The organism is Deltaproteobacteria bacterium (assembly GCA_016235345.1).
Classification (GTDB): Bacteria; Desulfobacterota; Desulfobacteria; order Desulfobacterales; family Desulfatibacillaceae; genus JACRLG01.
The window spans coordinates 42,949-57,952 of record JACRLG010000020.1; the positions used below are offsets into that span (position 1 = coordinate 42,949).

Genomic DNA, 15,004 nt, shown 5'->3' on the forward strand with positions numbered 1-15,004 from the left:
TTACGCGCCTCCGCCATTCGGCAGTTTCGATCCATAATGTCAACCGCCCCGGACCGGTTCTCCGGGGCGGTTGACATGGAAGCCTATTTGACGCCCATGGATTTCAGCAGGGGCGGATCAACGGTCCCGGTCTGGCGAAGACCCTTGGACTTCTGGTATTCGTTTATGCCCTTCATGGTAAGGGGGCCGAAAATTCCATCAACCTTGCTGTTGTAAAAGCCCAGGGCCTTGAGTTTGGTCTGGACCTCACGAATCCTGCGGCGGCGCTCCTCCCACGCGGATTCGCGCTTCTTCCCCGCGTCCTTGTCCTCCTCGTCCGCCACGACAGGAGCCTTCTTCTTCTCCTCCGCCTGACGGCGCAGGTTTTCCTGCTGCTCCTTGTACGCCTTCTCGATTTCCTCCGCGCTGGCTGCGGCCACCACCGGCGCGGCGGGCTTGGCCTGTGCGGTCACGGCCTTTTTCCTGGGAGCCCTTACCATGGAAGGCTTGATGGGCTTGCCGGAGCGGTAGGAGGCAAGGTAGCGCTGGACTTCTTCAAGAAGGTCGGGCGGATAGAGCTTGCCGGACATGTCCTTGTAAATCCGCGAGGCGGCCTTCTGTATGGCCGCCTTGTTTTCAGCCGAAACGGTGACCATCTCCAGGCCGTATTTCAACATGCCTTCGATGGATTTTTCATTGTCCTTGCGCACCCCTATGCAAAAACGCTCGGTGACGTCTTCCCGGTCATCTTCGAGCCTGTCCTGGTATTCGTCGGAAAGGGCCTGCCAGGCGTTCAGTTTGACCGCAATGATCGCCGGGGCGTAGCGGGTTTTGAGCGGGTTGATGTACTTGCATGAGGTGTACATCTGGCTTCCGACCTGGTAGATGGCAGGTCCTATGTTGGCGTCTATGATGCCGGAGCGATACGCGCTGTTGGCCTCGGTTGGCTGAATGGCCACGGGGTTCGCGCCAAGAGCTTTCAGCATATTGCTTTCAAGAGGGCCGTACCAAGTCTGGAACTTGCTCTTCTTGAAATCGTCCAGCCGGTCGAACTTCCACTTGGAGGAATAAATCTGGTCAAAGTCGGCGTCTATCCACAAAAGAAGGCGGAATCCGTTCTGCTCGAAATAATACTGGAAGGAATTGAACATGACCTGCCGGATGTAGTCCACCTCGGCAAAATTGTTGAAAAGGAAGGGAAGTCCCAGAACGGCGAATTCCGGGCAGGCCAGGTTGGCCCCGTGGCCGGTGAGCCCGGCTCCCTGCAACTGGCCGATCTTCATTTTCTGTATATATTCGTGGTCGTTGCCCATTACGCCGCCCCAGAAAATCTTGAACCGCACGGTGTCGTCGGTGGACTCCTTCACCCAGGGCGACACGAGGTTCTCCCATTGCTGGGCCCAGCCGAGCCCCTTGGGAGCCAGGGTGGCGGTTTTCCATACCGTTACTTTTTCCGCCGCCAGGGCCTGGCCCGAAAGACCGAGGCCCAAAGCGACCGCAAATATTATGACCATGCAGATCCCGGCCTTTTTCGATGCCAACATAATTTGGCCCTCCTGAGTGTTAGGTAAGCTCGACGGAAAAAAACCGCCCATACCCGCAATTTCCGCCGATCATTACGGACGCCGCGCATCGGGCAAGAGCCACGAAAGCGGCTTCCACTTTTTAAATCATTTTCTCACAGCCGTTAATTTCAATACAACTAAATATTGTGAAAAATCTCACTCGCCTGCATTTTTGCACATATCCTTCCCCAAAAAAAAGGCTGTAACTTTCGGAGACAGTGCATTCTTCCCTGATTTCGGAAATATTTTCATATGCGCCCCCATGAAGCGCCTAAAAGCGTCACGCATCCACGCTCTCTGCTTGACACTGGCCGCTTATCCTTATACATTTGCATGATTATCGATACTATTACGGGGAGCAGGGTTTAATTCTATTTTCAAACTCCCAAAAGCGTCGGGGGAGTTGACTTGCAGTATTTCTCCCCTCGGCCAGATTCCCTTAAAAACGGAAAAGAACCATGCTCCGCTTAATATTTCATTGCCAGAACTTACCCGGATATTCTTAATGCGCCCAAGGCAAACCATTCGAGCGATCCTGATCGCCATCCTCCTTCTTCCCCTCCTGTCTGCCGCAGGATATTCGGCAGGAGCCCGGCACGCCCTTGTAATCGGGGTGAGTTCCCACGATTTCTGGCCCGCCCTTCCGGGCCCGGCCAGGGAGGCCGAAACCCTGGGCGGCCTTTTGATCGACTCATACGGATATGACCCCGACAAGGTCGTCATACTTACCGACTCATCTGGAACGCCTCCCACCGGGGAGGCCATAACGGGCCGCCTGGATGATTATTCCAAATCATTGGGCCCGGAGGACAGCCTCCTTGTCTTCTATTCGGGCCGGAGCGCCACCGACAACACGGGAGAAACCTACTGGATTCCCAAGGACGGAAGGAGCGAGTCACGAGTCGGCTGGCTGGGCTTTTCCGACCTCGTGAAAAAATACATCAACAAAGCCTCGACAACCGCGAAAAGCGTAATGGTCGTCTGCGACACCCCGGTTAAATCCTCCCTGACCGTTCAGAAGCCCAACCCTCTTTCATCCGAGGACCTGAGATACCCCGAAAAGGCCCTGGAGCTGGGCCGCAGAAAGGGCTGCCAGATAATCCATTCGGGCGCGCCCTACCGCCCCGGCGACGAATCCACCGACGGCATGGGCCTTTTGGCCTTCCGCCTCATCCGCGCCCTTACGGAAAACGACATGTCAACGGCTGACATGGAAACCCTGCTTTTTTCCCCGCATCTTCCGGCTTCGGGCATCGCCGGGCCGCCGCTTCTGAGAGGCAGGATAGCGTCATCGGCCGATGACGGAGGGCTCTTCGTCATGATCCGTTCCGGAAAGGCCGCGCCGGGAATTGCCCGTGCGCAAGCGCCGGAGGCCGTGCGGATTCCGGAGGTTGAGGCCGCCCCCAAAGGTGTGAAGATCGTTTCCGCCAGTGTAAGCCCGACCAAGGGGCCCAAGGACGGGCTCTACACCTTCACGGTCCAGACCGCCCAGCCAGCCTCCAGGGTCGTTTTGCACATAGGCTCGGAAAAGGCCCCCTTCAGGGGCTCCGGCCTCAGATGGACCCTGGAAAAGCGCCTTTCAAGGGCGGGAACCCTGAATTATTCCGTGACGGCGGCGGACAAGTCGGGAGCCTTCGGCCCGCCAAGGGACGGCTACGTCACCGTGGGCGCATGCCTTGTGAAGGTTACGCGCACGGCGGCGTCGCCCGGAATAGGCTATTCGGGAAGCGAGTTCACCATTTCCGCTCAGACCGACAGCCCCGCCTCCGCCGCCTTCCTGTGGCTCGACGGCGAAAAGGTCCCAATGACCGGCTCCGGCTCCTCGTGGCGGGTGTCGCGGGCGGTTTCGGGCGTGAGTTTCAAATCATACAGGATAACCGCGCTCGACCGTTACGGGGCCGAGTGCCCGCCTCTTTCGGGCAAGATCATGTTCATCAAGCCTCCGGGCGTCCCGGACGTGGCCTCCCTCTCGCTCAAGCCAAGGTCCGTGGCTCCGGGCGAGGCCTTCACCGTGGAGGTCCGCACCTCCGAGCCCGCCGCAAGGGTCACATTAAGGCTTGGCGACAAAGCCCTTTCCATGGAAGGCGGGCCCGTAAGCTGGAAGACCCGGTCAAGCTGGCCCGAACCGGGAAGCCTCGCCGTGTCGGCTGTGGCCGAAAACCAATCCGGGGTCAGGGGCGCTGCGCGGAACGACTCACTGACGGTTGCCAGGGCCGCCCCTTCGGCTCCCGTCACTGCCCCGTCCCGGCCATCCTATACGCCAGACCTCTCGGACCGCCCGGCCTCCCTTGAAAAGGCGTCGGCCAGACCCGAAACCGTGGGAGTGGATCAGCCTGTCCTCTTCACCGCCAGGGTTAGCGGCGCGGTCAGCAGGGTTGTGGTGTCCATCGAAGGCGTGGACCACGTCATGAGGGCGGAAAGCTCCTCCCTGTGGACCTTGAACAAGACCTTCCAGGCCTTTGGCCCGAAAAACTACACCGTAAAGGCCATCGGCAAGGATGGCCACGCCACCAACGAGGTGGCCGGTTCCATCATGGTCCAGGCCCCACTGGTGAGGGTGGTGCATTCCTTTTTGCAGCCCAACTCCATAAGGCCCGGCGGGGAACTCACCGTCATCGCCACCACCGACCGCGAGGCGGCCAGCGTGGAAATAACCCTTGGCGGCGTGGCCCAGACAATGGACGCCATGGACAGCTCCAGAAAAAAGTGGCGTTACTCCACCACCGCCCCGGACCCCATCGAAAAGGGTTACAAGATAGTGCTGAAGGCCAGGAACGAGGAAGGCAAGGTTGGCAAGGCCCTTACATGGACCTTGAACGAGTGACGGCCCTTCGGTTTTTCGGCTTCCGGCGCAAGTGTCAGCCTTTTGATAACGTTACAACTTTACGAGCGACAAAGTCATGAGCGACAAGACCATAGGAGAATACAAGGTCATCAAGCCTTTGGGGGAAGGCGGGTTCGGTATCGTTTACCAGGCCCGGTCCTCGGCCCCCAAAAGCCCGCTCGTGGCCATAAAGGTCTTGAACCGCGAAGCTTTGGGCAATGAAAAGGTGGTGAAGAAGTTCTTTCACGAGGCCATGATCCTGGCCCGCCTGGACCACCCCAACATAACCCGCCTTTTCGAGTTCTTCCCCGACCGCGAAGCCTACGCCATAGTCATGGAGTACGTGGAAGGGGTATCGCTCCGGGAGCTTCTTTCGAGCCAGCGCGGGGTTCTGCCCTTTGACCGGGCCATGGACATCTGCCGCCAGATTCTCGCAGCCTTCCAGTACGCCCACGAAAACGGAATCATCCACCGGGACATCAAGCCCGGAAACATAATGATCAACCCCAAGGGGCAGGTCAAGATCATGGATTTCGGGATCGCCAAGTACTCTTCGGTGGCGTCTTCCGAAACCAAGACCACCTGGAGATGGGGAGCGCCCCATTACATGGCCCCTGAGCGCTTCCACCAGGACGGCGCCATCGACATGCGCTCGGACATCTACTCCCTTGGAGTGGTGTTCTACGAGATATTCACCGGCCACAAGCCCTTCGAGTCGTCCGACACCATAAGGGTCATCTACTGCCACATTAACGAGCTGCCCAAGCCTTTCGACAACTACATCCAGGGCCTTCCCGAACACGTATCCAATGCCATATTCAAGGCCCTGGAAAAGGACCCCGAAAAGCGATTCACAAGCTGCCGCCAGTTCCTTCTGGCCATGGAGGGCAAGGACCCCGGCGATGTTCCGGACCCCCTGCCCAAAAGAGCCAACCACGAGGACGCAACCCTCATCGTGGGAGACGAGCTTGCGGCGGCCCTTGCGGCTTCGAGGGACGGGTCCCAATCCTGGACCAGCCGGGTCAAGGCCGGGCTTTCAAAGAATTACCGCTACCTTGTGGGGCTTTCGATCCTTCTCGTGGTTCTTGCCGTGGGGCTCGCCGTGGAGAAAAATTTCCTGGTGTTCAAGCGGGACGCGGGCGGCCAGGCCGATGTTGCTGCCATCTCCGGCCACAGGACCAATTCCAGCGGGCACCAGGAGGCAAGGCATCCTTTGGACAAAAAGATCATGGTGCTCATTCCGGGCTCCGAATTCACCATGGGCTCTGATCGATACGACGATGAAAAACCCGTTCAGAGGGTCAATCTCTCCGCTTTTTACATCGACAGGACGCCCGTGACCCGCAAGGAGTTCGCGCGGTTCGTATCGGAAACCAATTACGTTACGGACGCCGAAAAGGACGGGGCTGCCTTTGTGAGGATGAACCGGAAGTGGGAGAAGACGCCCGGCGCATCATGGAAAATGCCCGACGGCAAAACCGATCCCGGCGGTGACGGCGACAACCTGCCGGTAACCCAGGTTTCCCATAACGACGCCGCCGCCTACTGTGCCTGGGCCGGAAAAGAGCTTCCCACCGAGGCCCGATGGGAGAAGGCCGCCAGGGGAATCGACGGCGGAGTTTACCCCTGGGGCGACCAGGTTCCCGAAAACAGCTTCGCCCATTTCGACGATCCCAAGGGCCAGCCGGTCGCGGTGGGAAAGTTCGGCCAGAAGTCCCACAGCCCCTACGGGGTCTCGGACATGGCCGGAAACGTCTCCCAGTGGTGCTCCGACTGGTACGCCCCCGCAGTGCGCGAATACCGCGATCCCAGGGGCCCGGCATCGGGAACCGAGCGGGTGGTGAAGGGCGGAGCCTTCGTGGAAGGCCCGGACAGCCTGCGCTCCTCCAGCCGGGACCATTACGCCCCGAATTTCGCATCAAATCTCATCGGGTTCCGCTGCGCCTGCGAGAAGCTGGGCCAGTAAAACAGAAATAGCCGAACGCTTTTGAAACAGGGGGAGGAGCTTTTCTTCAAGTGCGCATCTGCTACGGAAATTGTTGAGAAAATAAGTAATTGCGGCCACATAAACTAGTAATAGTAAAATCGAAAATTTTTTAACGAACGCTTGCTCTTTTTTTTCCCGTCTGCTATGGGGTTGAATCAAAGCCTGTCCCTGTCGGCATGTTCCTTCGCCGACGCAAACACCCCTAAAAGTCTTAAGGAAATGACTCATGAAAAAGTTTGACGGAAAGCGCGTTTTCGTGACCGGCGCAGGAAGCGGCTTCGGTCGGGCCATCGGCCTGGAGTTCGCCCGCATGGGCTGGAAGGTGGGAATCGGCGACATCGCCATGGACCGGGCCGAGGAAACCAGGCAACTGGTGGACGCGGCGGGCGGAACCGGCCTTGTGATCAACTGCGACGTCACGAAGGCGGAAAATCTCCAAAAGGCGGCGGACCTTCTGCTTGCAAGCTGGGGCGGGGTCGACGTGGTGGTGAACAACGCGGGAGTCGCAGGCGCAGGCCGCATAGAGTGCATACCCGAAGACCAGTGGGACTGGATCATCGCCTTGAATTTAAAGAGCGTCATCTACGGCTGCAAGATTTTCACCCCCATAATGGAAAAGCAGGGAGGCGGCCACTTCATCAACATGGCATCCTCCGCAGGCATCGCCTGCCTGCCCGAAATGAGCTGCTACAACGTCACCAAGGCGGCTGTCATAAGCCTTTCCGAGACCCTTCGCACGGAGCTTGGGCCCAAGAACATCGGCGTCACCGTGGTGGCCCCCACCTTTTTCGCCTCCAACCTCATGGACAGCTTCCGCTCCACCGACGAGCGCCAGAGGAAGATGGCCAATAAGTTCTTCGAGCGGAGCAAGGCGACCGCCGAGCAGGTGGCTCATCACGCGGTGAAGACCATGATGAAGGACAGGCTCTACTCCATTTATCAGATGGACGGCAAGTTCGTGTGGCTCATGAAGCGCCTCTTTCCCGAAACCTATTACAACGTTATCCGCAAGGGCTACAGCAAAAAGTCCATAAAAAAGGCGATGGGGATGTGACGCCGCAACCATCGAAGAACCTCCGCCGATTCAGTACGGTTGTGGGCAGGGATATCCACAGGATCACCCTGCCCCTTCCGGGGCCGAGGCCGGGGCCGTCAAATGTTTATCTTTTCCTGGGCGACAACGTAACCCTCCTGGACACCGGCACGGCCCAGGCCGCAGGCAGGCTTTCCCGCGCCCTTTCCGAGCTTGGCCTCTCGTTTTCGGACATCGACCGCGTCGTTCTCACCCACGGCCACATAGACCATTACGGAAGTGCGGCGAAAATCGTGAGGGCCACGGGCGGCAAGGCCCAGGTTTTCGCCCACCGCGAGGACACTGACAGCATCCAGACCGGCCAGGAGGCCAAAAAGCGCACCACCGAACGGTTCCTGTCCCTCATGGGCGTACCGCTCCCGTTGCGGCTTTCCCTCATCTCGGTTTTCCTGGTTTTTCTCAAGATGGCGGAAACCGTGAAGGTCGACCGCTTTCTTGACGACGGCGACATGATCTATCTCGGAAACCACAAGGCCAGCGTTATGGCCACCCCCGGCCACACTCGCGGGTCTGTCTGCCTCTTCCTGGAACAGGACGGCCTCCTGTTCGCGGGAGACACCGTCCTTGCCCACATAACCCCCAACGCCCTGGCAATGGTGGAGGACGGCTGCGACATCCCCCGCCGGAGGGCCCAGGACGAGTTTTACAGGAGCCTCGCCCTTATCGAGGAAGTTTGCCCCAGGGTGGTGCACCCCGGCCATGGAAGGGCCATGGACGACCTTCCCGAAATCGCCTCCATGTACCGCACTCTTTTTTCAGAGCGCCAGGAAAAGATTCTGGACCTTTTGAATAACGGCGGCCAAACCGTGTGGGACGTGGCCCGGAAGCTATTTCCAGACATACGCCAGTTCAGTTACAGGTACGCCCTTGAGGCCTACCTTGCTGTGTCCGAGGTCTTCACCCACGCCCAGGAACTTGAAGCCCTGGAGAAAACGGCCCTGGTGCGGGCCGGAAACCGTATTCTCGTTCGGAAGGAACCATGAAACTCATAGAGATGGGAATGAACCTCGCGGGCGGAGCGGCGGATTCCGTTTTTCTCCTGCCTCCCTGGATATCCGGGCGCTTTGTTTTGAAAAGAAAAGTCTCCCGCGCCGATTACGAGGCGGAGCTCGATTTTTACATTTCAAAGGGCTTCACCAAGGACCCTGAGTCCTTTTTCGACAGGCCCGAAAACGCCCCCGAAACGGCCCTGGTGGAGGAAATCCCCTATTCCACCGGCTTTCGCAGAATTTTGGGCTTTCCTTCCGGCTACAAGACGAAAAACCCGCTGGTGGGGGAGCGCTACGCCAATTACATGCGCAACCGCACCGCCTACCTCGTTCACTGGACCCACGGCGACAGGCCGCGCAAAACAGTGCTCTGCCTTCACGGGCTCATGATGGCCGAGCCTCAGCGGGCCGAGAACATGTTCAAGGTGAAGGCCCTTTTCGACGCGGGCCTGGACGTGGCCCTCTGCGTGGCGCCCTTTCACTGGCTTCGGGCCTCCAAAAAGCCCGAAGGCAGGCAGCCGCCCATCCGGCCCCAGCACCCCGCCCTCACCTGCGAGTTCATAGGCCAGGCCATGAGGGACGTGCAGTCCTGCCTGCTTCTTCTTGAAAGCCTTGGAGCCTCGGAAATCGGCGTCATAGGCGCAAGCCTTGGGGGCTACCTTGGAGGGCTTTTGGCCTGCCTTTCCGACAAGCCCAAGTTCGTGGCCCTCATGGTTCCCGGAATCAATTTTCTGAAACCCCTTGGGCCGGATTCCTTTCCCATGTCCTTTCCCGTTGACCGGGCGCTTCGGAAAAAGGTCCACGAGGTCTTCACCTTTCATTCCCCTGCAAGGCTTTTGCCGCTTGTGCCGAGAGACGGCATCCTCATAGTGGCGTCCCAGGGCGACCGGCTGTGCCCGTTCGAGGCGGTGAAGGACCTGTGCGAAAAATGGGGAAACCCGCCGCATCGATTTTTGCCCGGCGGCCACTGGCTGGTTTTCGACGGAAAGGCTCGTGGGCGGGCCTGGTACGACCTTCTGATCCGCAAGGGTTTTCTTGAAAAAAGGGAAAGGGACGCATCATGCTGAAAAACAAAACCGTGTGGCAGGGCCTGATGGCGGGCTCCCTTGTGGTATGGGCCTTCATAATTTTCGGCCTTGTCTTTCCTTTTTCCGCCCCGGCCCTTAAAAACGCCTGGGTCATCCTGTTCCTGATCTGGGGCATAGCGCACCCTCTGGAACTCAAGTTTTCTTTGCCCATCGGCAAGGCCCACGGCCTTGGCTTCGGGCGCACGGTGGTGAAGACTCTGCTTTTCGGCTTCACCTGGTGGGTGGCCCTGAAATGGGGCGTGGTGGAGGATTGAGCGTGAAAAGGTTCCTGGCCCTGGTGGGAGCGTGGCTTCTTCTTTTTTCCGGCTGCGCCGGTTTCCGGCAGGCCCGGTCCTTTCCGTCCGAATTCCAGGTGACAGCCCTGTTTTCCGCTCCGGTGGAAAGCCAGGTAAAAGAGGTCCGCTTCGCGCCGGATCACAGGCGCTTTCTTGTTTTCATGCAAAATATGGACGGGCGCTTCGAAATGGCGGGCGAGGCTTCGGGCAGGTTCGACTGGGCGGGTTATTCCTCGGAAAGCCCTGACGGCGATTCCGACCCCTTCTTTAAGGCAGGCGGGGTTTCCTTCGTCATCAAGAACGCCGACGGCTACAGGCTCTTTCATCGCGGGCTTTCAGGCGCTCCCTTTGACGAGATTTCCTCCATCCGCCACACTGCTTCGGGCGCTGCCTACGCGGCCCGGAACAGGGAGGGCTGGTTTTTGGTCCAGGCCATTCCGGGCGAGGGCCGACTTTTTGAGGAAGCCCTGGGCCCCTTTGCAGGAAAGCCCGTGTTTGCCGCCGACGAGGGCTTCTTCGTCACGGTGGAGCCTGGGCCGGTGGTCAGGTTGGAAGGCCCCACGTTCAGCATTCCCTTTCCGCTTTCTGTGATGCAGGAAAACCTGGGGCTTTCCATAGGCGTTCCCGACCTGATCGCGGCTGCAAGCGGAGACGGAATCTTCGCTGTGGCCCTGGGTTCCTCGTCGGCGCTTCCGGGTGCGGTAAACGCCTTTGTCATAACGGTGCGCGAGGACCAGGAAAACCAGGCCGGTTTTTCGCCCTTTCCCGGTTTTGACCGCATGACGGGCCCACCGGTCATTTCCGCCGACGCCTCGCGCGCGGCCTTTGTTGCGGAAAAAGAGGGTAAGGCCCGCCTTGTGGTGGCTGACCTAAAAAAGCCTTCCTTCGGAATCGGGCCGGGTTTTGAGGGCATTGCCCACCCCGTGTTTTCGCCGAAAAACGCCGAAGGAGCCTGCGTTGTTTCGCTAAACGGAAAATTTCAGCTTTTGCGCGGGGAAAAGGCTGAAAGCGGGCTTTTCGATTTCATGGCCCACCCGGTCTTCAGCGCCGACGGAGATCATCTTGCCGTCATCGCAAAGAGGGGCGGAAAATGGTTCGTGGTCCTGGACGGCGTCGAACACGGCCCGGTCGACTGCGATAGCCTGGAAAACCCGGCCTTTACCGAAGGCGGAAAAAGCCTTCTTCTGAACGCGGTCATCGGAAGGCATCTTTACATGGTCACTTTGCAGGGGGGCGGCAAATGACAAAAGAGGTGATTATCGCAGGCGCCGGGCTGGCGGGGCTCACCGCCGCCATAACGCTTAAACGGCAGGGCCTTGACGTCACGGTTATCGAGGCGAAGAAAAAAATCGGCGGCGAGCATGCCTACGCGGATTCCTCCTACATCGATCCTTCCGACATAAAGCGCCGACTTGGAATCGACATTTCCGAAGCCCTGGAGCCCTGGCCCTTCACCCGCATATGGGCCTACGGCATGAAGCGCGAAATTCCGCATCCCAGGGGGGTTTCGGCCTTCACCATAGAGCGCGGCGGCGGGCAAAGCTCCCTGGAAAACGTAATGTACCGGCAGGCGGTGAAGGAAGGCGTCAAGGTAAACCTCGGCGAACGCCTTTCGGGAAAGGCTCTGCGCGGCCTTCCCCCAGGCTCCATAATCGCCACCGGCCTTGACATCGAAGCCTTCAGGGAGCTTGAAATCCCCCACAAGCCCTTTCTGGGCCACATGGCCACCGGCAAGGGAGCGCCACAGAGGCCCGGCGTGATAGTCTATTTCGATGATTTCTGCCGTGAGTTCGGATATTATTTCCAGGCCAGAAGCGCCGCCGGGGCCCTTGTCTTCAACGTGAACACGCCTCTTTCCGAACGGCAGAAGGCCGTGTTCAAAGAAAAACTTGAACGGCAGGACGGCATAGTTTTCGACAACTGGCACGACCGCTTAGGCGATTACGCGGCCTGGCCTCTTGGGGCCTGGGACAACCGGAGGCTTTTTCACGGCGACAAAATCCTGGCCGGGACCCTGGCTGGAGCCGTAAGCCCGGTCCTGGTTTTCGGGGTTCACGGGGCGCTTGTTTCGGGAAAAATCGCGGCCCTTGCTGTAACCGACAAAAAAGCCGCCCTGGACGCCTTTTCGTCCTTCATGCCCTGGCATTATTACTACCCCCAGTTTTTGTTCAGGAAAATGCGCGAAACCTTCCCCCACCGGGTGCTTTCGCCCATGATAAGGGGGGTCGTGGCCGCCTACCACCCGAAGCTTTTCCCATATCTCATGAAATTCGTCATGGAGCCGCCGGGACGAAGTGCTATGCGCCGGGGTTTGATGTAACAGGCTGGTAAAGCGAAGATTGTCCCCCCCCTTCGGAACAGGCGACTCAAACCATGACTCAACCGATAAGCCGTAACCTTGCCGCCTGCTCAGTTGCGGGCATACTGCTTTTCATCGCGGTGATGGCGGTTTACGCCCCGGTTGCTGGGCATTCCTTCATAAGCTACGATGACCCGCTTTACGTGGCCTCGTACCAGCCAATTCGGGAAGGCCTCACGGCAAGAAACATCGTCTGGGCCTTCGGCCCGGCCACTAAGCTTTCCAACTACTGGTCCCCAATGGTGTGGCTTAGCTTCATGGCCGATGCCGACGTTCATGGCCTTTCACCCGGAGGCGCGCACCTTTTTAACGCGCTTTTGCACGCGGCCAACGCGGTGCTTCTGTTTCTGGCCCTTCTCGCGCTCACGAAGAATTTCTGGCCGTCCCTTGTGGTGGCCGCCCTTTTCGCCCTTCATCCCCTTCGGGTGGAGTCCGTGGCGTGGGTGACCGAACGCAAGGACGTTTTAATGACGTTTTTCTGGATGCTCACCATGCTGGCCTACGCAGCTTACGCCAGAAAGCCCGGAATCAGGCCCTACCTCGCCGTGATCGTGTGTTTCCTGCTGGGCCTCGCGTCAAAGCCCATGATGGTCACCCTGCCCTTTGTCCTTCTTCTTCTCGATTACTGGCCCCTTCAAAGAATGCCCGATTTTTCGTCCTTTCTTCGCCTTGTGCGGGAAAAGCTGCCCCTTTTCGCACTTGCCGCAATTGTGGGAATCGCAGCCTTCGCCACACAGTCCAGTGAAGGCGGGCTCACCTCCCTTCACTCCATTTCCCTTGGCGTCCGCATCAAGAACGTGCTTCTGGCCTACGCGTTCTACATCGAAAAGAGCCTGTGGCCGACGGGCCTGGGAATTCTGTACCCCTACCCCGAAAATCCCGGACTGGCCGGGGCGGGCACAGCCCTTGCCCTGCTCCTAGGCCTTTCCACGCTTGCCCTGTTCTTCGTAAAAAAACGCCCCTTTCTGGCGGTCGGCTGGTTCTGGTACCTGGGAACGCTGGTTCCGGTGATCGGCCTTGCGGTGATAGGACCCCACAGCGTCGCGGACCGGTATTCCTACGTACCGTGCATCGGCCTTGTTGTCATGATGGTGTTTCTGGCATTCGATCTTTCTTCGCGCCCTTTGGCCCGGCTGGCGCTGATATCTGCGTGCATTCTGGCCTCGGCGGTCCTGGCGGTTTCGTCATCAAGGCAGGTGACCTACTGGAAGGACAGCGAAACCATCTACCGGCACACACTCTCCGCAACCACGGGCAACTGGGCCGTGCATCTGAATCTGGGCTCCCATCTGCTGGCCCGGAAAATGTATGAAAAGGCGATTTCGGAGTTCAACAGGGTGGAGGCCATAAGGCCCGGACTGGCCGAAACCCGGATGAACAGGGCAAGGGCCCTTTTGGGGCTGAACCGGCCCGACGAGGCCATGAAGGAATACGGCAAGGCCCTGCGCGAACACCCGAAAAATGCCGATATCTACGTCAATATAGGGCTCTTTTACTACGGAACGGGCCAAGCGGAAAAAGCTTTCGGGTATTTCCGGCAGGCAGTGGCCGCCGACCCCGATTCCGCTACGGCGAACAGGGAATACGCAGTGGCCCTTGCCATGAAGGGACTCCACGAGGCCGCCTTACGATATTTCAGCAAGGCCGTAAGGCTGAACCCGAACGACGGCGCGACGCATCTCAATTTCGGAATATCCCTTTTTCACGCAGGTCTTCTCAATGAAGCGCGGGAGGCGTTTAAGGAGGCGCTTTACCTCAACCCCGAAAGCCGTGACGCCAAAACCGGCCTGGATCAGCTAAACGCCATGCTGGAAGGCAAGGCCGGAAAATGAGGCGGATGGGGTTCAGGCAGGCTGGCGGCTTTTCGCATGGCCGGAAATTTGACACCCTCTCCGGCGGGTGCTATAGTTTATGAGATGCATCAGTTGCAGCACCCAATATGCGGGAGGAAAACCATGTTTGGAATCGGCGGAACCGAGTGGCTCGTCATCCTTGTGATCGTGATGATCGTTTTCGGCGCGGGCAAGCTCCCTGAGCTTGGAGCCGGAATCGGAAAGGGAATCAAGAATTTCAAGGAATCGGTGCGGGAAGAGGACAAGAAGGAGCCCGAAAAGCTCGACAAGGGCGATTCATAGGATTCACAGAAAGCCGTTCATCCTTCTTTCAAAAGAAAAGCCGAAACCCCGCACGGATGCAAGTCCCGGCGGGGTTTCGGCTTTTATGAAGGAGATGCGGAATCAGAACGGGATGTCGTCATCGTCCATGGGAGGCGGGCCGTAGTTGTCCTGGGCCGGGGGACCGGCGGGAGGATAGCCGCCCGAAGGCTTGGCCGCAGGCTTCTGCCAGCCGCCGCCCTGGGACGGGGAATCGCCCTTGGAACCAAGCATCCGCATTTCGTTGGCCACGATTTCGGTGGTGGTCTTCTTGTTGCCTTCCTTGTCTTCCCACTCGCGGGTCTGGATGCGGCCTTCGATGAACACCTGCTTGCCCTTGGTGAGGTACTGGGCGCAGATTTCGGCCAGTTTGCCCCAGACCACTATCCTGTGCCACTCGGTGCGGTCCTCGCCCTTGAATCTTTCCGTGGTTGCCAGGGTGAAATTGGCCACGGTCTGCCCGCTCTGGGTTGTGCGGGTTTCCGGGTCGCGCCCCAGGTGCCCGATAAGGATGACCTTGTTTACGCCGTTTGCCATGCCTTCCTCCATGTTTGGTGTGTATGGCTTTTGTACCGATTTCAAATCCCTGTGTCAAGAACGCTTGAAGACGAAAGTCCGCAGTCGGCAGCAGGCAGTGAAAGACGATGAAATCCGGGCAGGTCAGGCATCGAGGCTGTTTGCACGCTTCGCGT

At 58.8% G+C, this 15,004-nt stretch carries 12 protein-coding genes; 10 read left to right on the forward strand and 2 right to left on the reverse strand.

Annotated elements, in window-relative coordinates:
- Positions 1-83 precede the first annotated feature (83 nt).
- Positions 84-1,523, reverse strand: coding sequence for a TRAP transporter substrate-binding protein DctP (gene dctP / locus HZB23_09725; GenBank protein MBI5844933.1), 1,440 nt, complete (start codon positions 1,521-1,523; stop codon positions 84-86).
- A gap of 526 nt (positions 1,524-2,049) precedes the next feature.
- On the opposite strand from dctP, the gene HZB23_09730 reads away from it, so the two are divergent.
- The 10 genes from HZB23_09730 (at position 2,050) to HZB23_09775 (ending at position 14,294) form a co-directional block, all read left to right on the forward strand.
- Positions 2,050-4,368, forward strand: coding sequence for a caspase family protein (locus HZB23_09730; protein ID MBI5844934.1), 2,319 nt, complete (start codon positions 2,050-2,052; stop codon positions 4,366-4,368).
- 76 nt (positions 4,369-4,444) lie between these two features.
- On the forward strand, positions 4,445-6,334 hold the full coding sequence (locus tag HZB23_09735) for an SUMF1/EgtB/PvdO family nonheme iron enzyme (GenBank protein ID MBI5844935.1): 1,890 nt from the start codon (positions 4,445-4,447) through the stop codon (positions 6,332-6,334).
- Between the two features lie 247 nt (positions 6,335-6,581).
- Positions 6,582-7,409, forward strand: a complete 828-nt coding sequence (locus HZB23_09740; protein MBI5844936.1) for an SDR family oxidoreductase — start codon at positions 6,582-6,584, stop codon at positions 7,407-7,409.
- Complete coding sequence (locus tag HZB23_09745) at positions 7,406-8,431, forward strand: MBL fold metallo-hydrolase (protein MBI5844937.1); 1,026 nt, start codon at positions 7,406-7,408, stop codon at positions 8,429-8,431. The genes HZB23_09740 and HZB23_09745 overlap by 4 nt, the downstream gene beginning before the upstream one ends.
- Positions 8,428-9,504, forward strand: coding sequence for a hypothetical protein (locus HZB23_09750; protein MBI5844938.1), 1,077 nt, complete (start codon positions 8,428-8,430; stop codon positions 9,502-9,504). The genes HZB23_09745 and HZB23_09750 overlap by 4 nt, the downstream gene beginning before the upstream one ends.
- Positions 9,498-9,779: a hypothetical protein gene (locus HZB23_09755; GenBank protein ID MBI5844939.1), complete on the forward strand. Its 282-nt coding sequence runs from the start codon at positions 9,498-9,500 to the stop codon at positions 9,777-9,779. Before HZB23_09750 ends, HZB23_09755 begins: the two co-directional genes overlap by 7 nt.
- Positions 9,780-9,781: 2 nt before the next feature.
- Positions 9,782-11,044, forward strand: coding sequence for a hypothetical protein (locus HZB23_09760; GenBank protein ID MBI5844940.1), 1,263 nt, complete (start codon positions 9,782-9,784; stop codon positions 11,042-11,044).
- The gene (locus HZB23_09765; protein MBI5844941.1) at positions 11,041-12,120 is read left to right on the forward strand and encodes an FAD-binding protein; all 1,080 of its coding nucleotides are present in this window, start codon (positions 11,041-11,043) and stop codon (positions 12,118-12,120) included. The genes HZB23_09760 and HZB23_09765 overlap by 4 nt, the downstream gene beginning before the upstream one ends.
- 53 nt (positions 12,121-12,173) lie before the next feature.
- Positions 12,174-13,991: a tetratricopeptide repeat protein gene (locus HZB23_09770; protein MBI5844942.1), complete on the forward strand. Its 1,818-nt coding sequence runs from the start codon at positions 12,174-12,176 to the stop codon at positions 13,989-13,991.
- A gap of 123 nt (positions 13,992-14,114) precedes the next feature.
- A complete protein-coding gene (locus tag HZB23_09775; GenBank protein MBI5844943.1) occupies positions 14,115-14,294 on the forward strand; it encodes a twin-arginine translocase TatA/TatE family subunit in 180 nt (59 codons plus the stop codon).
- Positions 14,295-14,396: 102 nt separating this feature from the next.
- On the opposite strand, the gene HZB23_09780 is transcribed toward HZB23_09775, so the two are convergent.
- Entirely contained in the window at positions 14,397-14,849 is a 453-nt protein-coding gene (locus HZB23_09780) for a single-stranded DNA-binding protein (GenBank protein MBI5844944.1), read from the reverse strand.
- Between the last annotated feature and the right edge of the window lie 155 nt (positions 14,850-15,004).

Coding starts and splice junctions, on each gene's coding strand:
- dctP (MBI5844933.1), bottom strand. CDS start 1,523: ATGTTGGCATCGAAAAAGGCCGGGATCTGCATGGTCATAATATTTGCG.
- HZB23_09730 (MBI5844934.1), top strand. CDS start 2,050: ATGCGCCCAAGGCAAACCATTCGAGCGATCCTGATCGCCATCCTCCTT.
- HZB23_09735 (MBI5844935.1), top strand. CDS start 4,445: ATGAGCGACAAGACCATAGGAGAATACAAGGTCATCAAGCCTTTGGGG.
- HZB23_09740 (MBI5844936.1), top strand. CDS start 6,582: ATGAAAAAGTTTGACGGAAAGCGCGTTTTCGTGACCGGCGCAGGAAGC.
- HZB23_09750 (MBI5844938.1), top strand. CDS start 8,428: ATGAAACTCATAGAGATGGGAATGAACCTCGCGGGCGGAGCGGCGGAT.
- HZB23_09755 (MBI5844939.1), top strand. CDS start 9,498: ATGCTGAAAAACAAAACCGTGTGGCAGGGCCTGATGGCGGGCTCCCTT.
- HZB23_09765 (MBI5844941.1), top strand. CDS start 11,041: ATGACAAAAGAGGTGATTATCGCAGGCGCCGGGCTGGCGGGGCTCACC.
- HZB23_09770 (MBI5844942.1), top strand. CDS start 12,174: ATGACTCAACCGATAAGCCGTAACCTTGCCGCCTGCTCAGTTGCGGGC.
- HZB23_09775 (MBI5844943.1), top strand. CDS start 14,115: ATGTTTGGAATCGGCGGAACCGAGTGGCTCGTCATCCTTGTGATCGTG.
- HZB23_09780 (MBI5844944.1), bottom strand. CDS start 14,849: ATGGCAAACGGCGTAAACAAGGTCATCCTTATCGGGCACCTGGGGCGC.